Annotated in this window: 25 protein-coding genes and 1 pseudogene; 10 read left to right on the top strand and 16 right to left on the bottom strand. The window is 74.9% G+C overall.

The features are described 5' to 3' along the window. Positions 1-108: 108 nt before the first annotated feature. Positions 109-1,032 carry an LLM class F420-dependent oxidoreductase gene (locus tag HOY81_RS04935; RefSeq protein ID WP_237318509.1) on the bottom strand — a complete coding sequence of 308 codons (924 nt, stop codon included), beginning with the start codon at positions 1,030-1,032 and terminating at the stop codon, positions 109-111. A 246-nt stretch (positions 1,033-1,278) separates the two neighbouring features. On the opposite strand from HOY81_RS04935, the gene HOY81_RS04930 reads away from it, so the two are divergent. Together HOY81_RS04930 and HOY81_RS04925 are read left to right on the top strand one after the other, a co-directional pair. Continuing rightward, positions 1,279-1,515: an antitoxin gene (locus tag HOY81_RS04930; RefSeq protein WP_237318507.1), complete on the top strand. Its 237-nt coding sequence runs from the start codon at positions 1,279-1,281 to the stop codon at positions 1,513-1,515. Beyond that, the gene (locus HOY81_RS04925) at positions 1,512-1,883 is read left to right on the top strand and encodes a fic family toxin-antitoxin system, toxin component (protein ID WP_237318505.1); all 372 of its coding nucleotides are present in this window, start codon (positions 1,512-1,514) and stop codon (positions 1,881-1,883) included. The genes HOY81_RS04930 and HOY81_RS04925 overlap by 4 nt, the downstream gene beginning before the upstream one ends. A 39-nt stretch (positions 1,884-1,922) precedes the next feature. On the opposite strand, the gene HOY81_RS04920 is transcribed toward HOY81_RS04925, so the two are convergent. The 4 genes from HOY81_RS04920 to bioB all read right to left on the bottom strand — a co-directional run bounded on the left by HOY81_RS04920 (position 1,923) and on the right by bioB (position 5,880). Then, positions 1,923-2,603: a class I SAM-dependent methyltransferase gene (locus HOY81_RS04920; protein ID WP_237318504.1), complete on the bottom strand. Its 681-nt coding sequence runs from the start codon at positions 2,601-2,603 to the stop codon at positions 1,923-1,925. Between the two features lie 133 nt (positions 2,604-2,736). Beyond that, positions 2,737-3,480, bottom strand: coding sequence for a dethiobiotin synthase (gene bioD / locus HOY81_RS04915; protein WP_237318501.1), 744 nt, complete (start codon positions 3,478-3,480; stop codon positions 2,737-2,739). Then, entirely contained in the window at positions 3,477-4,823 is a 1,347-nt protein-coding gene (locus HOY81_RS04910; RefSeq protein WP_237318499.1) for an adenosylmethionine--8-amino-7-oxononanoate transaminase, read from the bottom strand. Before HOY81_RS04910 ends, bioD begins: the two co-directional genes overlap by 4 nt. Continuing rightward, entirely contained in the window at positions 4,816-5,880 is a 1,065-nt protein-coding gene (gene bioB / locus HOY81_RS04905) for a biotin synthase BioB (protein ID WP_237318497.1), read from the bottom strand. The genes HOY81_RS04910 and bioB overlap by 8 nt, the downstream gene beginning before the upstream one ends. Positions 5,881-6,073: 193 nt before the next feature. On the opposite strand from bioB, the gene HOY81_RS04900 reads away from it, so the two are divergent. Together HOY81_RS04900 and HOY81_RS04895 are read left to right on the top strand one after the other, a co-directional pair. Next, positions 6,074-7,267, top strand: coding sequence for an 8-amino-7-oxononanoate synthase (locus HOY81_RS04900; protein WP_237318496.1), 1,194 nt, complete (start codon positions 6,074-6,076; stop codon positions 7,265-7,267). A 267-nt stretch (positions 7,268-7,534) separates the two neighbouring features. Continuing rightward, positions 7,535-7,966 (top strand): ATP-binding protein, encoded by a 432-nt coding sequence (locus HOY81_RS04895; RefSeq protein WP_237318493.1) that lies wholly within the window; start codon positions 7,535-7,537, stop codon positions 7,964-7,966. 84 nt (positions 7,967-8,050) lie between these two features. On the opposite strand, the gene HOY81_RS04890 is transcribed toward HOY81_RS04895, so the two are convergent. After that, positions 8,051-8,659 (bottom strand): DUF6328 family protein, encoded by a 609-nt coding sequence (locus HOY81_RS04890; protein ID WP_237318492.1) that lies wholly within the window; start codon positions 8,657-8,659, stop codon positions 8,051-8,053. Between the two features lie 77 nt (positions 8,660-8,736). Continuing rightward, positions 8,737-8,955 (bottom strand): annotated as a pseudogene (locus HOY81_RS04885) (hypothetical protein); the annotation flags it as partial. Between the two features lie 143 nt (positions 8,956-9,098). Between HOY81_RS04885 and HOY81_RS04880 the strand changes: the two are divergent. Together HOY81_RS04880 and HOY81_RS04875 are read left to right on the top strand one after the other, a co-directional pair. Further along, positions 9,099-9,392 (top strand): type II toxin-antitoxin system Phd/YefM family antitoxin, encoded by a 294-nt coding sequence (locus HOY81_RS04880; protein ID WP_237318490.1) that lies wholly within the window; start codon positions 9,099-9,101, stop codon positions 9,390-9,392. A gap of 183 nt (positions 9,393-9,575) precedes the next feature. Continuing rightward, positions 9,576-10,418 carry an isocitrate lyase/phosphoenolpyruvate mutase family protein gene (locus HOY81_RS04875; protein WP_237318488.1) on the top strand — a complete coding sequence of 281 codons (843 nt, stop codon included), beginning with the start codon at positions 9,576-9,578 and terminating at the stop codon, positions 10,416-10,418. Positions 10,419-10,467: 49 nt separating this feature from the next. On the opposite strand, the gene HOY81_RS04870 is transcribed toward HOY81_RS04875, so the two are convergent. From HOY81_RS04870 to HOY81_RS04845, 6 genes are all read right to left on the bottom strand, one after another. Continuing rightward, the gene (locus tag HOY81_RS04870) at positions 10,468-11,178 is read right to left on the bottom strand and encodes a 1-acyl-sn-glycerol-3-phosphate acyltransferase (protein ID WP_237318486.1); all 711 of its coding nucleotides are present in this window, start codon (positions 11,176-11,178) and stop codon (positions 10,468-10,470) included. A 172-nt stretch (positions 11,179-11,350) separates the two neighbouring features. Beyond that, positions 11,351-11,506, bottom strand: coding sequence for a hypothetical protein (locus tag HOY81_RS04865; RefSeq protein WP_237318484.1), 156 nt, complete (start codon positions 11,504-11,506; stop codon positions 11,351-11,353). A gap of 98 nt (positions 11,507-11,604) precedes the next feature. Beyond that, the gene (locus HOY81_RS04860) at positions 11,605-12,555 is read right to left on the bottom strand and encodes a cytochrome c oxidase assembly protein (protein WP_237318482.1); all 951 of its coding nucleotides are present in this window, start codon (positions 12,553-12,555) and stop codon (positions 11,605-11,607) included. 119 nt (positions 12,556-12,674) lie between these two features. Beyond that, positions 12,675-13,403 carry a type 1 glutamine amidotransferase gene (locus tag HOY81_RS04855; RefSeq protein WP_237318480.1) on the bottom strand — a complete coding sequence of 243 codons (729 nt, stop codon included), beginning with the start codon at positions 13,401-13,403 and terminating at the stop codon, positions 12,675-12,677. 19 nt (positions 13,404-13,422) lie between these two features. Further along, positions 13,423-14,661, bottom strand: a complete 1,239-nt coding sequence (locus HOY81_RS04850; RefSeq protein ID WP_237318479.1) for a MurT ligase domain-containing protein — start codon at positions 14,659-14,661, stop codon at positions 13,423-13,425. 95 nt (positions 14,662-14,756) lie between these two features. After that, entirely contained in the window at positions 14,757-15,401 is a 645-nt protein-coding gene (locus tag HOY81_RS04845; RefSeq protein ID WP_237318477.1) for a TetR family transcriptional regulator, read from the bottom strand. A 169-nt stretch (positions 15,402-15,570) separates the two neighbouring features. Between HOY81_RS04845 and HOY81_RS04840 the strand changes: the two genes are divergently transcribed. The 3 genes from HOY81_RS04840 (at position 15,571) to HOY81_RS04830 (ending at position 18,812) form a co-directional block, all read left to right on the top strand. Then, the gene (locus HOY81_RS04840) at positions 15,571-16,800 is read left to right on the top strand and encodes an acyl-CoA dehydrogenase family protein (protein WP_237318475.1); all 1,230 of its coding nucleotides are present in this window, start codon (positions 15,571-15,573) and stop codon (positions 16,798-16,800) included. A 26-nt stretch (positions 16,801-16,826) separates the two neighbouring features. Further along, positions 16,827-17,648, top strand: a complete 822-nt coding sequence (locus HOY81_RS04835) for a hypothetical protein (protein WP_237318473.1) — start codon at positions 16,827-16,829, stop codon at positions 17,646-17,648. A 237-nt stretch (positions 17,649-17,885) separates the two neighbouring features. Then, positions 17,886-18,812 carry a helix-turn-helix transcriptional regulator gene (locus HOY81_RS04830; RefSeq protein ID WP_237318471.1) on the top strand — a complete coding sequence of 309 codons (927 nt, stop codon included), beginning with the start codon at positions 17,886-17,888 and terminating at the stop codon, positions 18,810-18,812. 94 nt (positions 18,813-18,906) lie between these two features. On the opposite strand, the gene HOY81_RS04825 is transcribed toward HOY81_RS04830, so the two are convergent. From HOY81_RS04825 to HOY81_RS04815, 3 genes are all read right to left on the bottom strand, one after another. After that, positions 18,907-19,608, bottom strand: coding sequence for a class I SAM-dependent methyltransferase (locus tag HOY81_RS04825; RefSeq protein WP_237318469.1), 702 nt, complete (start codon positions 19,606-19,608; stop codon positions 18,907-18,909). 189 nt (positions 19,609-19,797) lie between these two features. After that, complete coding sequence (locus tag HOY81_RS04820; protein WP_237318466.1) at positions 19,798-20,601, bottom strand: SAM-dependent methyltransferase; 804 nt, start codon at positions 20,599-20,601, stop codon at positions 19,798-19,800. Between the two features lie 241 nt (positions 20,602-20,842). Beyond that, the gene (locus tag HOY81_RS04815) at positions 20,843-21,358 is read right to left on the bottom strand and encodes a lytic polysaccharide monooxygenase auxiliary activity family 9 protein (protein ID WP_237318464.1); all 516 of its coding nucleotides are present in this window, start codon (positions 21,356-21,358) and stop codon (positions 20,843-20,845) included. A 304-nt stretch (positions 21,359-21,662) separates the two neighbouring features. Here HOY81_RS04815 and HOY81_RS04810 point away from each other — a divergent pair, with 304 nt between their 5' ends. Further along, a complete protein-coding gene (locus HOY81_RS04810) occupies positions 21,663-22,181 on the top strand; it encodes a toxin-antitoxin system, toxin component (protein ID WP_237318573.1) in 519 nt (172 codons plus the stop codon). Positions 22,182-22,183 lie beyond the last annotated feature (2 nt).

The raw sequence follows: 22,183 nt of genomic DNA, 5'->3' as shown, positions 1-22,183 counted from the left end.
CCGCCCTCCGCCGGGAGCCGTCCGGGGCGCCCCGGCAGGCTCCGCTTGGTGCCCTCGGCGGCCTGCCGGTTCCGCCGTGGGAGGGCCGCCCCGGCCGGGAGCCCGCGGTCAGCGGCCCCGTAGCGCGGCGATCACCGGGGCGAACGCCTCCAGGTACGGGTCCAGCACCGTGAAGGAGGAGAAGCCGTACCGTTCCCGGTGCGCCAGGAGCTGTTCCGCCATGTCCCGGGCGCTGCCGCTGAGCAGCGCCGGGTGGTCCAGCAACTCGTCCTCGTCCAGGTCCGGGGCGTGCGGCGCCAGTTCGCGGGCGGCGGCCCGCCGGTCGCCGGTCACCACCACCTGCTGCACGAGGTAGTTGAGCTCCGGACCGTCCGGGGCCCCGTCCCCGTCCCCGTCCCCGCCCCCGTCCGCGCTCGCGGCGAAGCGGCGCCAGGCCGCCACCCGTTCCGCCAGCGCGCCGGGCGGGATCAGCCGCATCGTGCCCTCGGGCTCACCGGGTGCCTGCCGCGCCCCGGTGAAGGCGGTCACCGAGGCGTACCGGGCCGCCAGCCGCAGCACCCGGTCGCCGTTGCCGCCGATCAGCAGCGGCGGATGGGGGTCCTGGGCGGGCCGCGGGCTGTGGCCGGGGTCCCGCAGGAGCCGCAGCACCTCCTCGACGGTGTGTTCCAGATGCGTCACCCGTTGGCCCGCGGTGCCCCACGGCAGCCCGGCGCGCTCGTGTTCCGCCCGTACGTAGCCGGCGCCCAGCCCGAGTTCCAGCCGGCCGCCGGTGAGCTGGTCGCAGGTGGCCACCTCGCGGGCCAGCAGTGCCGGGTTCCACAGCCCGGCGTTGAGGACGAAGGTGCCCACCCGGACCCGCTCGGTGGCCTCCGCCGCCGCCACCAGCGCCGGGAACGGCGCGGGCATCCCCAGGTGGTCGGGGACGAGCAGCACGTCGTAGCCCAGGTCCTCGGCGCGGCGGCAGGCGGCCCGCCAGGTGTCGCCGGAGCTGAGCGTGAGCATGTTGACGGCGAAGCGGAAAGGGCGCGGCACGGGCACACTCCTCGGTCGGGTCGCGGTCGCCGGGGATCGCGCCGGGCCGTGTCCCCGTGGCCGCCGAGCGTAGGCGGCCGGGGGCACCGGGGACATCCGCTCGGAGGAGCACGCCGGCTCTTCCGGTCGTTCCCGGGGACTCGTCCCCGGGGAGGGCGCACACCGGCGCCGGTGTGCGCTCCGCGTGCTCCTCATACCGCGCCGTGCGGCTTGCTGCCGCTAGCATCTTCGCGCTAGCGTGTGGATGTGGCGAAGACACAGCTGAACGTCCGCGTGGACGAGGCGACCGCGGAGGCCGCCCGGGAACGCGCGCTGCAGAGGGGCCTGAGCGTGAACCGCTACATCGAGGAGCTCGTCCAGCGGGACGCCGGCGAGGTGGGGCACACCTTCGTCGAGGCGGCCGCGGACTTCATGAAGAGCTACGCCGCGGTCTTCGCCGAGGAGTCCGGGGACCGGGAGAGCGAGGGTCGCAGCCGTACGTGACCGTCCGCATCGATCTCGCCTGGCTGCTCATGGTCGCCGAGGAGAAGACCCCCTCGGATCCCCGGGTCACCGACTACGGGGCGCTCGTCGCCGCCGTCGCCCGGCACGAAGCCGCCATATTCGACCGGCCCGTCTACCCCGGCCCGCACGACCGAGCGGCCGCCCTTCTCCAGCTTCTGCTCCACGTGCCCGCCCTGGAGCGCACCAACGCCCTGTTCGCCTCGGCCGTGGCCTACGCCTATCTGGTGGCCAGCGGCCTCCGGGTGGCCACCTCGCCCGAGCAGGTCCGCGACCTGGCCCGCCTGGTGAAGGACGGCACGGCCGACGTCCGTGCGATCGCCGACGAGCTGCGCACCTGGAGCGCGTAGGGCACGGCCCGGCCCGCAGCGGTACGGCGGTCACGGCGGTCACTCAGCCGTGGCCGGCGGCCGCCGGGCGCGGCCCAGCACATGGCTCGACGCGGGCTGCGGAAGGCCCTGCTCCGGGACCCGCAGCCGCCGGAACCGCACCTCCTCGAAGCCTCCGGCCCGGATCTCCGCCACCGTGTCCCGGCTGGTGTGGCAGCCCGCGCACAGCAGCGGCCAGACCGTCGCGTCCAGCACCCGCTGAACCCGCGCCATACCGCGCGTCGGGGCGCGCACGTGTTCGTAGAAGCGCAGCTCACCGCCCGGCCGCAGCACCCGGTGCGCCTCCGCCAGGGCGCGCGGCACCTCGCGTACCGAGCAGAGCACCAGCGAGCACACCACCGCGTCGAACGACTCGCTCTTCACCGGCAGCGCCTCCGCCGTGCCGGGCACCACGTCCACCGGCATTCCGGCCCGCAGGGCCGCGTCCCGGGCGATCCGCCGCAGGGACGGCTCCGGCTCCACCGCGACGACCTCGCTGACGGTGTCCGGATAGCGGGTGAAGTTCAGCCCGTTGCCCGCGCCGATCTCGATGACCCGCCCCGACAGTCCGGCCAGCAGCTCGGCGCGGTGCGCGCCGATGCCCATCCGCTCGTCCGCCCGCGGACTGATCCGGGCGTAGAAGCGCGCGAAGACGGGATGGTGCACGCTGTCCCGCGGCTGCTCGCCGCTCCGCCCGGCCATGACGTGAGCCTATCCGCCCGGCCGGCCCGTCATGCGCTTCCGCAGGGCCGGGGTGACGCCCGGGGCCGCAGTCCGCGGGCCGGGCGCCCGCGGAACGCGGCGTGCCGGGCGTGCGCCGCGACCGCCCGCCGGGTCACCGCCGTGCCGTGGCCGCGGTGGCCTCCGTGCTCCCACCGGCCGGTCCCGTCCCGTCCCAGGTGCCGCCCAGCGCCGGGGACAGCCAGCCAGGGGCGGCCGCGCGGAACCCGGCGGGCGTCAGCCCGGCGGCCCCCGCGGGCAGCAGCCCGGCCAGCGGGGCCCCGGCCGCCTCCGGCAGGTCCCGCAGATTGCACCGGCTCGCCAGGTCGGGTTCGGCCGGCCAGGAACCGATGACCACACCCGCACAGCGCAGGCCCCGGGCGGCCAGCGCCTCGGCGGTCAGCGCGGTGCTGTTCAGGGTGCCCAGCCCGGCCGCCGCGACCAGCACCACCGGAGCCCCGAGCAGCCGTGCCGTGTCCGCCAGTGTCGACCCGGCGGCGTCGAACCGCACCAGCAGCCCGCCGGCGCCCTCCACCAGCACCAGTTCGTGCTCCGCGGCGAGCCGCGCGGCGGCGCCCGCCGCCGCTTCCGCGTCCACCGGGGGCAGCCCGGCGCGCCGGGCTGCCGTGTCCGGGGCCAGCGGCTCGGGGAACCGGGCGAGCTCGGCCGTGTGCACCTCCGGCCCGGCCAGCCGGCCGGCCTCGGCCGCGTCGCCCGGCTCACCGGGCGCGACCCCGGTCTGCGCCGGCTTCAGCACCGCGACCGAGCGGCCCCGCCGCACCGCCGCGGCTGCCAGCGCCGCCGTGACCACCGTCTTGCCGACGCCCGTCCCGGTGCCGGTCACCACCAGCACGCTCATCGCGGCCCCGTCTCCGCGCCGGCCTGCGCGCCCGCCTCCGCCGCGGCGCACACCGCCGTCGCGATCCGGGCCACGTCCTCGTCGCCGGTGACGTACGGCGGCATGGTGTAGACCATGTCCCGGAAGGGCCGCAGCCAGACGCCGTGCCGCACGGCGGCCCGGGTCGCCGCGGCCATGTCCACCGGCCCGTCGAGCTGCACCACGCCGATCGCGCCGAGCACCCGGACGTCCCGCACCCCGGGGCGACCGGCGGCCGCCGCCAGCCCGTCCCGCAGGCCCGACTCGATGCGCTTGACCTCGCCCGCCCAGTCCTGCTCCAGCAGCAGCCCGACGGAGGCGTCGGCCACCGCGGCGGCCAGCGGGTTGGCCATGAAGGTGGGGCCGTGGGCCAGCACCGGCACCTCGCCGCGGGAGATGCCCTCGGCGACCCGCGGGGTGCACAGCGTCGCCGCCATCGTGAGATAGCCACCGGTCAGAGCCTTGCCGAGGCAGAGCACATCCGGCGTGATCCCCGCATGCTCCGCCGCGAACAGCGCGCCGGTGCGGCCGAACCCGGTGGCGATCTCGTCAAGGACCAGCAGCACCCCGTGCGCGTCGCACGCCTCCCGCAGCACCCGCAGATACGCGGGGGAGTGGAAGCGCATGCCGCCTGCGCCCTGCACCACGGGCTCGACGATCACCGCCGCGAGCTCCCCGGCGTGCCGGGCGATCAGCTCCCACAGGTGCCGTACGTAGGCGGGGTCCGGCTCGGCGTCGAAGCCGGGCGGCGGGGCGTCGGCGAAGACCTGCCGCGGGAGCACCCCGGACCACAGGTCGTGCATGCCGCCGTCGGGATCGCACACCGACATCGGGTTCCAGGTGTCCCCGTGATAGCCGCCGCGCCAGGTGAGCAGTCGCTGCTTCTCCGGCCGGCCGGCCGAACGCCAGTACTGCAGGCACATCTTGAGCGCGACCTCGACGGAGACCGAGCCCGAGTCGGCCAGGAAGACGTGTTCCAGGTCGCCGGGGGCGAGGTCCGCCAGCCGTTTCGCCAGGCGCACCGCGGGCTCGTGGGTGAGCCCGCCGAACATCACATGACTCATCCGCCCGAGCTGCCCGGACGCGGCCTCGTCCAGCACCGGGTGCCGGTAGCCGTGGATCGCCGACCACCAGGAGGACATGCCGTCCACCAGCTCGTGCCGCCCCTCCACCGGCTCCGCCAGCCGCAGCCGCACGCCCGCCGCCGACTCCACGAGCAGCGGCGCGTCCCGGCCCGGCATGGGCCCGTACGGATGCCACACATGGCGCCGGTCGAGTGCCAGCAGCTCCGCCGGCGACCGGTCCCGCGGGCCCCGCTCAGGCATTGGGCGGCAGCTCCGTGCCCGCCCCGCGCCGGCGGACCGCCACCAGGTCCTCCGTACGGTGCCCGGGGAGCGTGGTGGTGTCCGTGCCCTCCACCTCGAAGCCCGCGTCGGCGATCATCTCCAGGTCCGCCTTCCCGGCCTGGCCCTCGCTGGTCAGGTAGTCGCCCAGGAAGATGGAGTTGGCCAGGTGCAGCGCCAGCGGCTGCAGCGAGCGGAGCTGCACCTCACGCCCGGCGGCCAGCCGCACCTCGGCGTCCGGGTGGACGAAGCGGACCATGGCCAGGATGCGCAGGCAGCGCTGCGGCGTCAGGTTCCACTCGCCGGCCAGCGGCGTCCCCTCGAACGGGATGAGGAAGTTCACCGGCACCGAGTCCGGGTCCAGCTCGCGCAGCGCGAAGGCCACATCGACCAGGTCCTCGTCCGACTCGCCCATCCCGGCGATCATCCCCGAACAGGCCGACAGGCCGGACGCCTGCGCCTGCTTCACCGTGTCCACCCGGTCGCCGAAGTCGTGCGTGGTGCAGATGTCCCCGTAGGTGGCCTCCGAGGTGTTCAGGTTGTGGTTGTACGCGTCCGCGCCGGCCTCGCGCAGGCGTCCCGCCTGACCCTCCGACAGCAGTCCCAGGCAGGCGCACACCTCAACGCCCTCGTGCTCGGCCTTGATCGCGGAAATGGTCTCCGAGACCCGGTCCACGTCCCGGTCCGTCGGGCCGCGGCCGCTGGCCACCAGGCACACCCGCTTGGCACCGCCGGCCAGCCCGGCCTTGGCCGCGGCGGCCGCCTCGTCCGGCTTCAGCCAGGTGTACTTGAGGATCTCCGCCTTCGAGCCGAGCCGCTGCGAGCAGTACGAGCAGTCCTCCGGGCACAGGCCCGACTTGAGGTTCACCAGGTAGTTGAGCTTGACCCGCCGCCCGAACCACTGGCGGCGCACCTTCCCGGCCGCGGCCACCACATCGAGCAGGTCGTCGTCGGAGGTCGCCAGTACGGCGAGCGCTTCCTCGCGCGTCGGCAGCTCGCGACGCAGCCCCTTGTCCACCAGTGTGTTCAGCAGGTCCATGGCGCAGATACTCGCCTACCGCGGGGCTTCCGGCCAAGGAGAGAACCCACAAGATCGGCCGATTCCGGTGTGGGTATCGCCACACTCTGTCCCGCCCTGCGGGGCACTACCTTTTATGGACTGCGCACAACGACCCGCCTCGCAGGCCGCGCACGCAGCCCGCACACGCACGCAGACAGGAACGGAAGGCGCCATGCCCCCAGAGCCCCCGGACCCCTTCGGCTGGCTGGCGGAGGAGAGCGCGCGCCGCCGCGCCGCCGGGCTGGTCCGCACCCTGCGCCCCCGCTCCGCCGGGGACGCGCTGCTCGACCTGGCCGGGAACGACTATCTCGGGCTCGCCCGGCACCCCGCCGTCACCGGCGCCGCGGCCGCCGCCGCCCGTACCTGGGGCGCCGGGGCCACCGGCTCCCGGCTGGTCACCGGGTCCACCGCGCTGCACGCCGGACTCGAGGCCGAACTGGCGGAGTTCAGCGGCTTTGAGGCGGCGCTGGTGCTCTCCTCGGGGTACGCCGCCAATCTCGCCGCGGTCACCGCCCTCACCGGCCGGGACACACTCGTCGTCTCCGACGCCGCCAACCACGCCTCGCTCATCGACGGTTGCCGGCTCTCCCGCGCCCGCACCGCCGTGGTGCCGCACCGTGACCCGGAGGCCGTCCGCACGGCCCTGGCGGGGCACGACGGGCGTGCCCTGGCCGTGACCGACGCCGTGTTCTCGGTGGACGGGGACGCCGCCCCGTTGCGGGAGCTGGCCGCCGTCTGCTGCGGGGCCGGGGCAGCGCTGCTGGTCGACGACGCGCACGGACTGGGAGTGCTCGGCGAGGGCGGGCGCGGGGCACCGTACGCGGCCGGGCTGGCCGGCACCCCGGGGACGGTCGCCACCGTCACCCTCTCCAAGTCGCTGGGCAGCCAGGGCGGGGCGGTGCTGGGACCCGCGGCGGTGATCGAGCACCTCGTGAACACCGCCCGCACCTTCATCTTCGACACCGGCCTGGCTCCCGCCGCCGCCGGCGGCGCCCTCGCCGCCCTGCGGCTGCTCCGCGGCGAACCGGACCGCGCGGCCCGGGTGCGCGGCACCGCCCGCACCCTGCACGAGCGGCTCACGGCGGCAGGGCTGACCGCCGCCCGCCCGGACGCCGCGGTGGTCTCGGTACGGGCACCGAGCCCGGAGGAGGCGGTGCGCTGGGCCGCGGAGTGCCGGTCCGCGGGACTGGCGGTCGGCTGCTTCCGGCCGCCGTCGGTGCCGGACGGGATCTCCCGGCTGCGTCTGACCGCCCGCGCCGACCTCACGGCCGGCGAGATCGACGGGGCCGTCGGGACGATCGTCCGCACCGCGCCGGAGGGGGCCTTCGCCCCGGCCACGCCGGTCGGCGCCGCCCCCGCCGGTTAGGGCCTGTCGGGCCGCCGGCCCGCCGCCGGCCGGGCCCCGCTGCCGCTCCGCGCCGTCCCGTACATCCCCCTTACCGCGAAACCCGTTCCCGCGTGGCGCACTTCACCGCTTCGGGCGACAGGACGCCGCCCATCGCGGTGGATGGCCCGCATCCGCGTCGGCGGGATGGCAGGCTTGCGCCCAGCAGCCACCCAGGGCGGCTCCGACTCCTCGCGGCGAGCCGAACGCGGCGGAGCACCGCCCCCGGTGGGAAAGGGACGGCCCGCCATGGCAGACCACCAGGAAGCATCCGTCACGCTGCCGAGCGCACCCGCCTCGGTGCCCGCCGCCCGCCGGCACGTGGGGCGTGTACTGGCCGAATGGGGTATGCCGGACGGCGCGGACGCCGCGGACAGGGCGCTCCTCATCGTCTCCGAGCTGGCGACCAACGCCGTCCAGCACACGCGCGGCCAGTCACCGGATTTCACCGTCCGGCTCCGGCTGGAGCGCGACGAGCGGCTGTTCCTCGGCGTGTCGGACAGCCACCACCGGATGCCGCGCAGGCTGCCCGCCGCCGTCCAGCAGGACAACGGCCGCGGTCTGACGATCATTCGTACGCTCACCGCCGAGTCGGGCGGGCGGCTCGCCGTCGTCCCGCACCGGCACGGGGGCAAGACCGTGTGGGTGGTGCTGCCCTGGCTCGCGAACGACGGGCCGTAGCAGCGCCCGGGGCGCCGCCACGGCGGCCTGCATCCCTGCCCCGGGACGGGGACGGCCCGTCGCGCCCGCGCGGCGGTGCGCGGCTCACCACTTCTGCGCCTGCCGTGTCCCCGGGGTCTGCCGTGTCCCCGGGGGCTGCCGTGCCCCCGGGCTCTGGCCCGTCCCCGCGGACTGCCCGGCTCCGCCGCCGGCCGTGCGGTCCCGGCCGGTCAGCCCGCGCCGCAGGGCCAGCGGCAGCCCGGCCCAGACCGCGGCCGCCAGCAACAGGGCGCTCACCGCCACCACGACGCCGGTTGTCCGCCCCAGCACCACGTCCACCACCAGCATCACCGCCCCGGCCAGGGCCAGCGCCAGCACGCCGAGCCCGTACGCCGCGAACCGCGAGGAGACGTCCACGATCAGTCGCTTCGCCCCGCGGCGGAAGAGCGCCCGGTGCAGCGCGGCGGGCGCGGTGAAGAGGATGGCCGCTACCACCGCGAGCAGCAGCGTGGTGATGTAGGTGCCGCGCTGCACCGCGTCCAGCTCCGGGAAACGCGCGGTGAAGGCGAGCGTCAGCAGGAACGCGAAGAGGATCTGCACGCCCATCTGGATGACGCGGAGCTCCTGGAGCAGCTCCAGGAAGTTGCGGTCGTCCCGCTGCAGCGGCGTCTCGTTGCGCGGGTCCGGACGGGGGAGTTCGTTGCGCGGATCCATGGCATACGGGTTGCCGCGCGCCCCCGGTTCACTCCTCGCCGGAGCGGTCCGGCGCGGGCGGCAGCGCCGGCAGGCGCGGCTCGCCGCCCGCCGTCCAGCGTCCGTGGCGCACGGGCGAGCGGCTCCGCGTGCAGCTCGCGCTCGCCGCGCCGGTGCATCGGCTCCAGCGCGTCCCGCGGCGTCGCGGTCCGGCGGGGCAGCGCCTGGGCCGCCCGCAGGGCGCCGTAGCTGTCCCGGCGGCGGGCGGGACTGACCCGCCCCGGCAGGTCCAGGACCGCGAGACAGTCGTCCACCATCTCCGCCCCGGCACGGAACTCCGGCAGGACGTCACGAGCGGCCGGTCGCGGTCGGTGGTCCAGAACGGTACGGCGTCTCCGCAGCGCCCGCACCGCGTAAATGTACAGAACGTACAGGAGGTACATTCCGTTATGCTGGGAGCATGGCCTATGAGATTCCGGTGACGCAAGCCCGCGCCGAGCTTGCCGAGCTGATCAACCGGGTGGTCTACGGCGGCGAGCGCGTCGTCGTCACCCGGCACGGGCGGCCCCTGGTGGCCCTCGTCTCCGCCGCCGACCTGGAAGGACCCGAGGAGCCGCGGGAGCCCGGGGAAGACGAGGTGATCAGCACGGTCTCCCAGGCCCGGCGCCCGCCGTCCGCCGCCGGCGAACGCCGTCGGTTCGGCACCGCCGCCGAGCACCGGGACTCCGACGAGGGACGGCCCGGCCGCTGGTGAGGCACGCCGGGCGGCGTTCCTCGGCGTTCCTCAGCGACTCAGCGGTTCTCCGCGCGCCGTCCCGCCGCGGCGACCGGACCTCCCGGGTTCCCGTTCCCGCGGTGCGGCCGGGGTCGCGCCGCCCCCTGCCGGTGGGGCCTGCGAGGATGAGCCGGCGCAGGGACGACGACGAGGAGGCTGCGGATGACGGGGACGACGGGGGCGACGGGGCGGCGCTTCGAGGAACTGCACCGGCAGGACGGGGCGTTCGTGCTGGCGAACGCCTGGGACGCGGGAACCGCGCGGCTGCTGGCGGAGCTCGGGTTCGCCGCGCTGGGCACCACCAGCGCCGGGCTGGCGCACGCGCTGGGCCGGCCGGACGGGGCGAACGCCGTCGGCCGGGACGAGACGCTGGCGAACGCGGCCGCGATCGCCGCCGCCACGGAGCTGCCGGTCTCGGCGGACCTGGAGAGCGGCTTCGGCGCCACCCCGGGTGAGGTGGCGGAGACGATCCGGCTCGCCGCGGCGGCCGGGCTCGCCGGCGGGTCGGTGGAGGACGCGACGGGGCGGCCCGGGGAGCCGGTACGGCCGCTGGAGGAGGCGGCGGAGCGGGTGGCCGCCGCGGCCGGTGCCGCCCGGTCCCTGCCGCAGCCCTTCGTGCTGACCGCGCGGGCCGAGAACTTCCTGCACGGCCGCCCGGACCTGGAGGACACCGTCCGCCGGCTGCAGGCCTACGAGGCCGCGGGTGCCGACGTGCTCTTCGCTCCGGGACTCCCCGACGCCGAGGCGATCCGCACGGTCGTCGGCGCGGTGAACCGGCCCGTCAACGTGCTGATGGGCGGGTCCGGGCCCCGGCTGAGCACGGCGGAGCTCGCCGCGCTGGGCGTGCGGCGGATCAGCGTCGGCTCCGCACTGGCGCGCACCGCGACGGCGGCCGTCCGGGACGCCGCGCGGGAGATCCTCACCGAGGGCACCTTCGGCTTCGCCCGGTCCGCGCCCACGGTCCGCGACGTCAACGCCGTGATGGGGCAGGACCGCACCGCCTGACCTCCTCGGCCGCGCGGGGCCCGGAAGCGCGCGGGGCCGGTGCGGGTCCCTAGGCGGGGCCCGCCGCGCCCCCGCCGTGCTTCCGGGCCTGGGCCGCCTTCGCCTCGGGCGCGTACAGATCGACGTACTCCTGCCCGGACAGCCGCAGGATCGCCTGCATGATCTCGTCCGTGACGGCCCGCAGCACCACGCGCTCCTCCGCCAGGCCCGCGAAGCGGGAGAAGTCCAGCGGCTCCCCGAAGCGGATGGTCACCCGGCCCGGGCGCGGCAGCCGCCGCCCCGGCGGCTGGATCTCGAAGGTGCCGACCATCGCGCACGGCACCACCGGCACGCCGGCCCGCAGCGCCAGCACCGCCACCCCGACACGCCCCTTGTAGAGCCGTCCGTCGTGCGACCGGGTGCCCTCCGGGTAGATGCCGAGCAGCTCCCCGCGGCGCAGCACGCCCAGCCCCTCCTCGATCGCGGCCTGCCCGGCCGCCCGGCCGGAGCGGTCCACCGGGATCTGGCCCGCGCTGCGGAAGAACGCCGCGGTCAGTCGCCCCTTGAGGCCGGGGCCGGTGAAGTACTCCCGTTTCGCCAGGAAGGTGATGCGGCGCCGCAGCACCGCGGGCATCAGGAAGTGATCGGAGAAGGAGAGGTGGTTCCCCGCCACGATCGCCGCGCCCTCCGCCGGCACCCGCTCCACGCCCTCGATCCGCGGCCGGAAGAGGACCCGCAGCAGCGGGCCCAGCAGCACGTACTTCAGCAGGTGGTAGAACACACCGGCTCCTCCCGCCCCGCCCGGGCCTCGTCTCCTCGCGGGCACTCCCGCCGCCGGGGCGCGGACCGCGGTGACGCCGGGTCAGTCCGGCCGCCCTAGGGGTGTCTACCCGCTGTACGGCCCGGCAGGCTCCCCCCTTCCCGGGGCGGCCGCCCCGGGGCCTGCGGAGTTCTCATCCGCGGGCCACCACCACCCCCAGGGTCGTCAGCCCCAGCACGACCCAGGCGAACCAGAGCCAGCCGCTGCCACCCAGCGCCACCGTGTACGCCGTGACGACCACCAGTGCGGTCACCGTGCTCACCGTCATGACCTTCGCGGACCCAGGCATGGCGCATCCTCCTCCCCGTGGCGCCGCGCGGTGGCCCGGCGGGGCCCCGCGACGGGCCGTGGTCAGGTCTCCATGGTCACCGGCCGGGCCGGGAAACGCTACCGCCCGCGGGCCTGCAGCGACGCCAGGTACGCGTTGTACGCGGCGAGCTCCTTGTCCCCGTCACGGTCCGCCGCCCGGTCGGTCGCCCGCGCCCGGCGCTCCTCGGAGACGTACCACTGGAAGACGAGCGCCACCAGCACCACCACGGACGGGATCTCGCTGAACGCCCAGGCGATCCCGCCGGCCGCGTTCTGGTCGCCCAGCGCGGTGACGCCCAGCGACTCCGGAGGATGCGCATACGTGCCGATCAGCGGCTCGGTCGCCATCATCAGAGCGATCCCGAAGAAGGCGTGGAACGGCATGCCAGCGAAGAGCTCCAGCATGCGCAGCACATACCCCGGCCGGTGCGGGCCCGGGTCCACGCCCATGATCGGCCAGAAGAACACCAGCCCCACCACGAGGAAGTGCACCATCATCAGCCGGTGCCCGGCCGCCGACCCCATGAGGAAGTCGAAGAGGGGGGTGAAGTACAGCCCGTAGAGGCTGGCGATGAAGAGCGGGATGGTGAACGCCGGGTGGGTGACGACCCGGAGGTACCGGCTGTGCAGCAGCCTCACCAGCAGCTCCCGCGGCCCCGTGCGGCCGCGTCCGGCCGCCGGCAGCGCCCGCAGGGCCAGGGTCACCGGAGCGCCCAGCAGCATCAGGATCGGCGAGAGCATACTGATCACCATGTGCTGCACCATGTGCACGCTGAAGAGCACCATGCCGTACTCGTTCAGCCCGGTGCACATCACCAGCGCCACGGTCAGTACACCCAGCGTGAAGCCCACCGCCCGGCCCAGCGGCCAGGCGTCGCCGCGCCGCCGCAGCCGGAGGACCCCCCAGCCGTACAAGACCAGCGCCAGCACGCAGCCGGTCAGGAAGTACGGCTCCGCGGAGAAGGCCAGCCCGCGCCCGAGGGTGAACGGCGGCAGATCCATCGTCATGCCGTGTCCGCCGTGATCCATCCGCACTCTCCCGGTTCGCGCCGATCCGCCCGCACCAGGGTAGAACCGCCCGGTGCGGCGGACGCGCGCGGGGCGGGCCGGACGCCGTGGCGGGCCGCCCGGCGGCTGTCAGGCGGCTGTCAGGCGGGCTCGGTGGCCGCGGCGATCCGCTCGCCGCGCAGCGCCTCGTACCAGCGGTCGTCGACCGGCGGCAGCGCGTTCACGTCCAGGGCCAGCTTGATCAGCAGATCCGCGATCTGCGGATTGCGGGCCAGTACCGGCCCGTGCATGTAGGTGCCGAAGACCGTGTCGTGCCAGGCGCCCTCGGTGCCGTCGCCGGTGCCGTTGCCGTGCCCCAGCCGGGTGCGGGCCAGCGGGCGGGCGTGGCCGCCGAGGTGGGTGACGCCCTGGTGGTTCTCGAAGCCGGTGAGTTGCGGCAGCCCGAGGTGCTCGTCGATGTCGCCGAGCACGTCCCCGACGCACCGCTCGCCCTCCCCGCGGGTGCTGGTCACGTCCAGCAGCCCCAGGCCCTGGCTCTGCTCGCCCAGGTCGTTGACGAACTCGTGCCCGAGGATCTGGTACCCGGCGCAGACCGAGAAGACGATCGCTCCGTTGTCCACCGCGCGGTTGAGGCCGCCGTCGCGCCGCAGCCGTTCCGCCGCGAGCCGCTGCGGGCGGTCCTCGCCCCCGCCGATGAGGTAGATGTCCCCGGAGGTGGGCAGCTGCTGGTCCGAGCGCACGTCCTGTCGCTCGACCTGGAGGCCGCGCTGCCGCGCGCGCCGCTCCACCACCAGGGCGTTGCCCTGATCGCCGTACGTGCTGAGCAGGTCAGGGTAGATCCACACCAGCCGAAGGCCACGGTCACTCATGCTGTCTTCCCTCCGCGGGTCAGTTGCCGACGACGCGGCGCAGGTCCTGGAACGCCGTGTAGTTCGCGATCGCCTCGATGCGCCCCGGCGGGCACATCCGTACGGCCTCCTCCGGGCCCTGGCAGACCTGGAAGTCGACCCCGGCGACCTCGAGCCGCACCGCCAGGTCGAGCCGCCGGTCGCCGATCACGCAGATCGGGTGCCCGGCCAGCCGGCCGTAATCCACGTCCCAGAGCCACGAGGTGTCCGTGCCGTCCGCGCTCCGCGCGTTCACCGAAAGGATGACGGGGGCGGGTGGCGGGTCGATCAGCGAGAACGTCTCCAGCCAGCCGGCCGGGTTCTTCGCCAGCAGCAGCCGGACGTCGCGGTCCTGGTACTGCACCACGTCGTAACGGCCCGCCACCGCGGTGACCGCGTACATCCGCTCCAGCGCCACCTGCGGGGCCACGCCGAAGGCGGCGGCGACCGCGGCCGAGGTGGCGGCGTTGGCCTTGTTCGCCCGGCCGGGGAGCTGGAGCCGGATCGGCCACGCCGAGCCGTGCGGGTCCAGCACCTGGTCGCCGGAGAGCGCCCAGGTGGGCACCGGCCGGCGGAAGCCGCACTCGCCGCAGAACCAGTCGTCGCCCGGGCGCTGCATCACGCCGCCGCAGGCCGGGCAGGACCAGGCGTCGTCCTTCCACTCCTGGCCGGCCGCCACCCAGACCACGTTCGGCGAGTCGGAGGCGGCCCAGACGATCAGCGGGTCGTCGGCGTTGGCGATGACGACCGCCTTCTGCCCGGCCAGCCCCTCCCGCCAGCGCTCGGCCAGCATCCGGGTCTCGGCGGCGCGGTCGAGCTGGTCGCGGGAGAGGTTCAGCAGGGCGATGGCCTTGGGGGTGACGTCCCGCGCGACCGTGGCCAGATACTTCTCGTCCACCTCGATGACCGCGTACTGCGCCTCGGAGCCGCCGGCCAGCGCCGAGGTGATACCGGCGGGCATGTTCGCCCCCAGCGCGTTCGAGACGACGCCGCCCGCGGCGCGCAGTGCCTCGGCGATCAGCCGTGTCGTGGTGGTCTTGCCGTTCGTCGCGGACACCAGGATCACGTCCAGGTGCCGGGCCAGCCGCGCCAGCAGGTCCGGATCGAGCCTGAGGGCCACCTTGCCGCCGATCACCGAACCGCTGCCGCGCCCCGCAGCGCGCGACATGGCCGCTGCGGCCCTTCCCGCCGTCACGGCCAGCTTCGCCCGCGGCGACAGCGGCTCCGCGTTGCCTGCCATCGTTGTGGATCCTCCTTGCCCTCGGTCGCGGGGCAAGCCTATCGAGATCCCGGCCGCCTTCCGCACGCGCGGCACCCCTCGCGGAGCGTGCCGCGTCAGAACACCGGACCGCCCGTGCGGTCGCCGGCCGCCGCCAGCCGCCCCCAGAGCAGGTCCGTGAGGTGGGCGACCAACGCGTCGCGGGGGAGCGGTCGTTCACGCAGCCACCAGTCGCCGGCCGCGTGCATCATCCCCACGATGCCGTGGCCCCACACCCGGGCCACCTCGTCGCCGTCCGGGCCGAGGTCGACCCGTTCCGCGACGACCTCCGCAAGCTCCTCGCCCAGCCGCCGCAGCAGCGGCGCCGAGTGCTGACCGACGTCGAAGCCGCGCTCGCTGCCCGCACCGCCCTCGGCCGGGTGCATCAGGAAGCGGTAGACCTGCGGGCGGGCCTCGATCGCGGCCAGATACGTGTCCAGGGTGTTCGCCACCCGCGCCCGGCGGTCGCCGGGGGCGTCCAGCGCGCCGCGCAACGCGTCCAGCAGGGCGTCGGTGTGGCGGGCGGCCAGCGCCCGGTACAGCCCGCCCTTGTCGCCGAAGTGGCGGTAGAGGATCGGCTTGGTGATCCCCGCCTCGGCGGCGATCGCGTTCATGGAGGCGCTGGGGCCGTCCCGGAGCACCACCCGGTCGGCCGCCTCCAGCAGCTCGCGGCGGCGCCGCTCGGCGGCGCCGAGCCGGTCGTCCTGCCGTGTGGTTCCCATGCCTGCCTCCCACCCCTGGCGCTCGCGTCCCCCCTGCGCAACGTAACACCCCGCCCGCACCGGCGCCGGGCCGAGGGAGAGGAGTTGACACGGCTTACTGGCGGGTAACAGACTGCCGAGGTTACCGCTAGTAACTTACCGCTAGTGACGCATGTGGGAAGGGTCTGTCATGCCGGAGTTCGCGCTCGACCTCAACGAGGACCAGAAAGCCGTACGCGACTGGATCCACGGCTTCGCGGCCGACGTCATCCGGCCCGCCGCCGCCGAGTGGGACGAGCGGGAGGAGACCCCCTGGCCCATCATCCAGGAGGCCGCCAAGATAGGTCTCTACTCGCTGGACTTCTACGCCCAGCAGTACTTCGACCCCACCGGGCTCGGCATCCCCATGGCCATGGAGGAGCTGTTCTGGGGTGACGCGGGCATCGCCCTGTCCCTCGTCGGCACCGGCCTCGCCGCCGTCGGCGTCCTCGCCAACGGCACCGAGGAGCAGATCGGCACCTGGGTCCCGCAGATGTACGGCGACGCCGACGACGTGAAGGTCGCCGCGTTCTGCTCCTCCGAGCCGGATGCGGGCTCGGACGTCTCCGCCATGCGCACCCGCGCCGTCTACGACGAGGCCAAGGACGAGTGGGTGCTCAACGGCACCAAGACCTGGGCCACCAACGGCGGCATCGCCTCCGTACACGTGGTGGTGGCGGTCGTCGACCCGGAGCTGGGCACCAAGGGACACGCCTCCTTCATCGTGCCTCCCGGCACCCCCGGGCTCAGCCAGGGCCAGAAGTTCAGGAAGCACGGCATCCGCGCCTCGCACACCGCGGAGGTCGTCCTGGAGGACGTCCGGGTCCCCGGGCACTGCCTGCTGGGCGGCAAGGAGAAGCTGGACGAGCGCCTGGCCCGCGCCCGGGAGCGTGCCCGGAAAGGCGGGAAGGGGAGCGTGAAGAACGCCGCCATGGTCACCTTCGAGGCCTCCCGCCCCGCCGTCGGCGCCCAGGCCGTGGGCATCGCCCGTGCCGCCTACGAGATCGCCCTCGACTACGCCAAGACCCGGGTCCAGTTCGGCCGCCCGATCCTCGACAACCAGGGCGTGGCCTTCCAGCTCGCCGACATGCGCACCCGGATCGACGCCGCCCGGCTGCTGGTGTGGCGGGCCTCCTGGATGGCCGCGGCCGGCAAGCCCTTCGACTCCGCCGAGGGCTCCATGTCCAAACTCTTCGCGGGCGAGACCGCCAAGACCGTCACCGCCCAGGCCATGCAGATCCTCGGCGGCAACGGCTTCACCCGCGAGTACCCGGTGGAGCGGATGCACCGGGACGCAGCGATCTACACGATCTTCGAAGGCACCAGCGAGATCCAGCGCCTGGTGATCGCCCGCACCGTCTCCGGCGCCACCGTCCGCTGAGGTCCGTGCCCGGTTACGCTGCCCGTGTGACAGCGCGTGAGCAGCCCGGGCCGGACGGCACCGGCGCCTCCGGCCCGGACGGCGCCCCGGCACCGCAGGAGCCGGCGCTGACCGCCGCCCAGCGCCGGGCGGTCCGGGACGCCGACCCGGGCACCGGCGCCGTGCACGCCGCCGCCTCCACGCTGCGCCGGCTGGAGCGGCTGGGGCTGGCCCGGGCGTACGGGCGCGTCGGCGCCCACTACCTGACCGCCGCCGGTCGCGACCTGCGCGACCGGCTGCTCCGCCCGCCGCCCGGCTCCGCCGCGCCACCGCCCCGAGCCGGCTTCACCCCGGCCACCGGGGACGGCCCGCCTGGGGACGGCCCGCCTGGGGACGGCCGGGCAGACGAGAGCGCGGGCGGGCAGCACGCAGCGGCGGCCGCCCGGGCCTGGGAGGCCCTGCTGGAGATCCGCCGGGTGACCGGCGAGTCCCCGGAACGGCTGCCGCGCCCGCTCGGCGTGCCGGCGCCCTGGGAACGCGCCCGGCCGGTACACGCCGTCGCCCTGGCCCTGGAAGCCGCCGGGCTGCCGCCCTCGGCCGTGCACCCCACGGGGCGCCGGGTGCGTACCGGATACCGGGTCACCGAAGGCGACACCCCCGGCACCGCCCGCGTCGAGTGGCGCTACGCGGCCGGCGCCGCCCCGGACGGCGACCGCACCGACGACGCCCGCCGCCGGCTCGACACCTGCGCCGGCGTGCTCGGCGACCGCGGCTGGGACACGGAGCGTTACCTGGGCGCCGCGCGGCGTCCCTACCTGCTCGCCGTGCCCCGCCGGCCGGGCCGGTCCGCCGCCCCGGGCGGTAGGTGACACCCCCGGCGGCAGGTGACACGCCCGGAGTACTGACAACGCGCGCGAGGGTCCTTACCGTTGTGGGGAGGCCCGGAACGCCGGACTCCGGGAAATCCCCGGGGGCACGGGCCGGCGCCTCCACGCGAGGCCTGACACGCGCGGCCGCCCCCGCGGCCCCGGCCCTCCGCACGCCGGACCACGCCACGCTCAGGCCGTACCGTGGAGCGCGCGGCGTTTCGGACGGAGAGCGAGCACATGCGGAGTACACAGCAGCGCACCAGCGGCGACCCGCCGGCGGTGCTCCCGGAACAGCGGCGGGCCGGCCCGGCCGTCCCGCGGATGATCCTGGGCGCCCGGCTGCGGGCCCTCCGGGAGAGCCAGTACATCACCCGGCAGGAGGCCGCCGAGGCCATCCGTACCACCCACGCCCACATCGTCCGCCTGGAGCTCGGGCGTGCCGGGTGCCGGCTCCGGGACGTCTCCGACCTGCTCACCATCTACAGCGTCTCCGACGAGGCGGAGCGCGCCGTGCTGATGACCCTCGCCGAGCAGGCGAACCGTTCCGGCTGGTGGGACGCGTATCTGGACGTCGTACCGGAGTGGCTGCACACCTACCTGGGCCTGGAACAGGCCGCGGACGTGATCCGGAGCTACGAGGCGCAGTTCGTCCCCGGCCTGCTGCAGACGCCGGGATACGCCCGGGCCGTGGTGGAGCTCGGGCACGCCGGGGCCCCGGAGGCCCAGGTGCGGCGCCGGGTCGAGCTCCGGATGCGCCGGCAGCAGATCCTGCACGACCCGCGCCCGCCGTACCTGTGGGCGGTCATCGACGAGGCCGCGCTGCGCCGCCCGATCGGCGGTACCGCCGTCATGCGGGCCCAGCTCGAGCACCTGATCGCGATGAGCAGCCTGCCCCATGTGACCGTCCAGGTACTGCCCTTCCACGCCGCCGCCACGGTCGCCACCGGGGGCCCGGTCACCCTGGTGCGGCTCCCCGACCACGGTCTCCCGGACGTGGTCTACCTGGAGCAGCTGATCAGCGCCCACTACCCGGAGGATCCGGAGGACATCGAGTTCCACCGGCACGTGGTCGACCGGCTGGTCACCGCGGCCGAGCCCGCGGCCCGCACCCCGGCCCTGCTCCGCCGCATCATGCGCGAGGGACTGGAGGCCGGTACGGAGTGAGGCCTGCCCCAGGCGGCGGGACGGCACCGGTGTCCCGCCGGCCGGTGCGGGGCCGCGTGACGGGCGGTGCGAGGCCTGCCGGCCGGCACCGGTCTCAGAAGGCGCGGAAGTCCTCGAAGGACGGCTCGAACGAGGGGTCCGGCAAACGAAAGGCCTTGCAGCGAGCGCCTCGTCGGCCTGGAGGCCCGGCGCCGATCCCCTCGGCAGGGAAGGCGTCGGGTATCACTGACCATCCGAGGTTCCGCTCGTAGTAGTGCACGGCGGTGTGCACCGGTGGCCACCAGTCGTCGTCGATGACGATCAGGCCCCCGGGCCGGACGACCTTGCGCAGGAAGTAGAGGTCGACGAAGACCTCGTGGAAGCGGTGACTGCCGTCCACGAAGGCGGCGTCCGCGACGAAGCCCTCCCTCACCAGTTGCGGAAGCGCGAGGGAGGAAGGCGTGACCATGAGCGTGGCGATGGCATCCAGTCCGGCCGAGCACAGCAGGTCCCAGCCGGCGTTGAAGAATTCGGACTCCTGGAACGGGTCGATGATGACGTGCCGGGGGTTGGGGCGATCGGTGGTTGCCAACGCCTCGCCCACGGCGAGCGCAGAACCGGCGTAGGCGAGACCGACCTCGACGACCGTCTCGGCCCCCTCTGCGATCATCACGTCGCGAAGCTGGTCGCAGTGCTGCTCGGGCACCGTGACGGTCTCGAAGTCTCCCTCCTGAGCCCGCGTGCGGGGCGGACCGTCCCGAGCGAGTCGCCGGCGTACCTCGCGGACCTGCGCCGCACGTGCACCTGTGGTGGTCACCCTGGCATCCCTTCGCTGCGACAGCACCTCGATCCTCACCCCCCGACGGACTGTGCGACGAGTGCCGCACGCGGGGCGACACGGCAGACCGGCGTGCGGCCGGGCACCGAGGCGCCGCAGGCACGGCGGACCGGTTGCGTGAGGAAAGGGCAACGGGCCGGCACCCGGGTGTTCCGCCGGGCGACGGCGTCAGGGCTTGCGCGCCACTCCCGCGGCCAGCGACACACCGGGCGCCTCCGCGTCGCCGGGCTGCCGCCACAGGTCGGCCCGTACGACCCCCGGCTCCACCAGCTCCAGTCCGTCGAAGAACCGCGCCACCTCGGCGCGGGTACGGCCCACCACGAAGATGCCGCTGCTGCGGTAGAGCCGGGTGACGGCGTCCCGCACCTCCGGGTCCCGCTCCGGCGCACCGTGCGAGAGGGCCAGGTAGCTGCCCGGGGCCAGGGCCTCCGTCAGCCGGGACACCAGCCCGTACGGGTCCTGCTCGTCCGGTACGAAGTGCAGCAGCGCGTTGAGCGAGAGCGCGACCGGCTCCGTCAGGTCCAGCGTCGCGTGCAGCTCGGGAGCGTTCAGGATGCTCTCCGGGTCCGTGACGTCGCCGTGCAGGTAGGCGGTGCGGCCCTGCGGGGTCCCGTTCATCAGGGCACCGGCGTAGTTCAGCACGATCGGGTCGTTGTCCACGTAGACCACCCGGGCGTCCGGCACGGCCTGCTGGGCGATCTGGTGCAGGTTGGGCTCCGTGGGGATGCCCGTGCCGATGTCCAGGAACTGGCGCACGCCCGCCTCGCCCGCCAGCCAGCGGGTGGAGCGGTGCATGAAGGCGCGGTTGGCCCGGGCCCACGCCCGCACCCCGGGCCATACGGCGAGCACGCGTTCGGCGGCCTCGGCGTCGGCCTCGTAGTGGGTCTTGCCGCCCAGGTAGTAGTCGTACATGCGGGCCGAGTGCGGCCTGCTCGTGTCGATGGTGACGGCCTGGTTCTCTTCCCCCGGCATGCCGGTCTCCCTCCGTGTGTCCCGCGCTTCCGCGTCCGTCGCCGTGCTCACCCGGGCCGCGGGAGAGGGGCCGTCGCGCACGACGAGGATAGCGCTCCCGCGGCGCACGGGACGCGTCACCCGGTCTCCGCCGAACCCTCAACCCGCTTCTGATGCACGGAAGTTGCCGGACCTGGACGGTCCCCCCGCGGTGCCGCCGCACGCGGCGCCGCGGGGGACCGGGCCGGGGTGGCCGGGAAGGTCAGCGGACGTTGACGTCGATGCAGGCGTAGAACGCGTTGGCGGTGTCGGCGATGTTCCAGACGGCCAGTACCTTCTGCCGGCCGGTGTGGGAGCCGAAGTCCACCCGGTGGTGGACGGTCGAACCGGGCTGCGCACCGCCGTCGTCGAACTCCGCGATCTTGGCGCCGTTGGCGAAGTACTGCCAGGTGCTGGTGGCGTGCCGGGCCGTCAGGCGCCAGGTGAAGGTGGTGGTGCGGTTGACGGAGGTGACCCGCCATCCCTTGCTGTCGTCGTCGAGTTCGGAGAAGCGGGCGTTGCCGCCGCTGCAGCTCCGCAGGCCCTTGGGGCCCTCGACGCTCTGCGGTTCCCACTTGATGGGGCCGCACGGCACCGACCCGTCGGCGCACTGGGTCTGGCGGCTGGGCGGTGAGGACACGTAGCCGTGCGCGCTGGCGGTGCCGGCCGGCAGGCTCACCGCGACGAGCGGGGCCATTCCGGCCCCGATGACGGCTGCCAGCTTCCTCTTTGTGAGCATGTCAACTCCTCGCAGGTGGAAACCGTCGCCGAGGTGGGGAGGCGACGATCCCTCGGATGTGGGGGCTGGCGAGGGCGGAGGCTCCGCCGGAGCGAGGGTCGTCACCGGCCGCTGACGTGCACGTGTGCGGACGGTGACGGGGCCGGGAAGCCGGTTCCGCGCTCACCATTAGTCTAGACCTTAGCGCTTGTCCGGACGCGGTCAAGGACGGGGCGGCCTTCACCACCTGTCACGGCCCTGCTACCTTGCGACGTGACATGTCGGCGAGCCTGGCGGGTGACCACCGGTGACGAGGGGCAGGGAGATGCGCCGCCTCTGCGGCGAACTCGTCTCGGGGCTCGAGGGCCAGAGCTGGTCCGCCCCGCGCGACCTGTTCGGCGCCCTGTGCGCAGCCATGGGCCGGCGGCGCGAGCGGCCCGTGCACCTGCGCACCACCGCCTTCCCGCCCGGCACCGCCAGCGGTCTGTTCCTGGCGCTCCCCGACCGCGATCTGGTGGTGGTGGAGGAGCACACCCCGCCCGACCACCAAGTGGTCATCCTCGGCCACGAGTTGTGGCACATGCACGCCGGGCACGGCGGCCATGCGGCCGGCGGGGCCGCCGCGGCCGCCCGGCCGCTCGCCGGGGGAGCGGACCTGACCACGGTGGTCCGCCGGGCCGCCGCCCGTACCCACTTCGCGGAGAACGAGGAGTGGGAGGCCGAGCGGTTCGGGCTGCTGCTGGGCAGCGCCTGCCGCCCCCTGCTGGACGGCGGGCCGCCCCGGGGCGAGGGCCCGGTCGGGCGCATCGCGGCCTCCCTGTGCTACCGCAGCCTGCTCGGCTGACC

Source organism: Streptomyces sp. JJ36, from assembly GCF_021696945.1.
Taxonomy (GTDB): domain Bacteria; phylum Actinomycetota; class Actinomycetes; order Streptomycetales; family Streptomycetaceae; genus Streptomyces.
The sequence above is the reverse complement of the archived record's forward strand: the minus strand, read 5'-3'. Positions and strand labels throughout refer to the sequence as shown.

What these genes read in the sequence shown, in the direction of transcription:
- HOY81_RS04920 (WP_237318504.1), bottom strand. Translation starts at nt 2,603, where the DNA reads ATGGCCGGGCGGAGCGGCGAGCAGCCGCGGGACAGCGTGCACCATCCC.
- bioD (WP_237318501.1), bottom strand. Translation starts at nt 3,480, where the DNA reads ATGAGCGTGCTGGTGGTGACCGGCACCGGGACGGGCGTCGGCAAGACG.
- HOY81_RS04910 (WP_237318499.1), bottom strand. Translation starts at nt 4,823, where the DNA reads ATGCCTGAGCGGGGCCCGCGGGACCGGTCGCCGGCGGAGCTGCTGGCA.
- bioB (WP_237318497.1), bottom strand. Translation starts at nt 5,880, where the DNA reads ATGGACCTGCTGAACACACTGGTGGACAAGGGGCTGCGTCGCGAGCTG.
- HOY81_RS04900 (WP_237318496.1), top strand. Translation starts at nt 6,074, where the DNA reads ATGCCCCCAGAGCCCCCGGACCCCTTCGGCTGGCTGGCGGAGGAGAGC.
- HOY81_RS04895 (WP_237318493.1), top strand. Translation starts at nt 7,535, where the DNA reads ATGGCAGACCACCAGGAAGCATCCGTCACGCTGCCGAGCGCACCCGCC.
- HOY81_RS04890 (WP_237318492.1), bottom strand. Translation starts at nt 8,659, where the DNA reads ATGGATCCGCGCAACGAACTCCCCCGTCCGGACCCGCGCAACGAGACG.
- HOY81_RS04880 (WP_237318490.1), top strand. Translation starts at nt 9,099, where the DNA reads ATGGCCTATGAGATTCCGGTGACGCAAGCCCGCGCCGAGCTTGCCGAG.
- HOY81_RS04875 (WP_237318488.1), top strand. Translation starts at nt 9,576, where the DNA reads ATGACGGGGACGACGGGGGCGACGGGGCGGCGCTTCGAGGAACTGCAC.
- HOY81_RS04865 (WP_237318484.1), bottom strand. Translation starts at nt 11,506, where the DNA reads ATGCCTGGGTCCGCGAAGGTCATGACGGTGAGCACGGTGACCGCACTG.
- HOY81_RS04860 (WP_237318482.1), bottom strand. Translation starts at nt 12,555, where the DNA reads ATGGATCACGGCGGACACGGCATGACGATGGATCTGCCGCCGTTCACC.
- HOY81_RS04855 (WP_237318480.1), bottom strand. Translation starts at nt 13,403, where the DNA reads ATGAGTGACCGTGGCCTTCGGCTGGTGTGGATCTACCCTGACCTGCTC.
- HOY81_RS04850 (WP_237318479.1), bottom strand. Translation starts at nt 14,661, where the DNA reads ATGGCAGGCAACGCGGAGCCGCTGTCGCCGCGGGCGAAGCTGGCCGTG.
- HOY81_RS04845 (WP_237318477.1), bottom strand. Translation starts at nt 15,401, where the DNA reads ATGGGAACCACACGGCAGGACGACCGGCTCGGCGCCGCCGAGCGGCGC.
- HOY81_RS04840 (WP_237318475.1), top strand. Translation starts at nt 15,571, where the DNA reads ATGCCGGAGTTCGCGCTCGACCTCAACGAGGACCAGAAAGCCGTACGC.
- HOY81_RS04830 (WP_237318471.1), top strand. Translation starts at nt 17,886, where the DNA reads ATGCGGAGTACACAGCAGCGCACCAGCGGCGACCCGCCGGCGGTGCTC.
- HOY81_RS04820 (WP_237318466.1), bottom strand. Translation starts at nt 20,601, where the DNA reads ATGCCGGGGGAAGAGAACCAGGCCGTCACCATCGACACGAGCAGGCCG.
- HOY81_RS04815 (WP_237318464.1), bottom strand. Translation starts at nt 21,358, where the DNA reads ATGCTCACAAAGAGGAAGCTGGCAGCCGTCATCGGGGCCGGAATGGCC.
- HOY81_RS04810 (WP_237318573.1), top strand. Translation starts at nt 21,663, where the DNA reads ATGCGCCGCCTCTGCGGCGAACTCGTCTCGGGGCTCGAGGGCCAGAGC.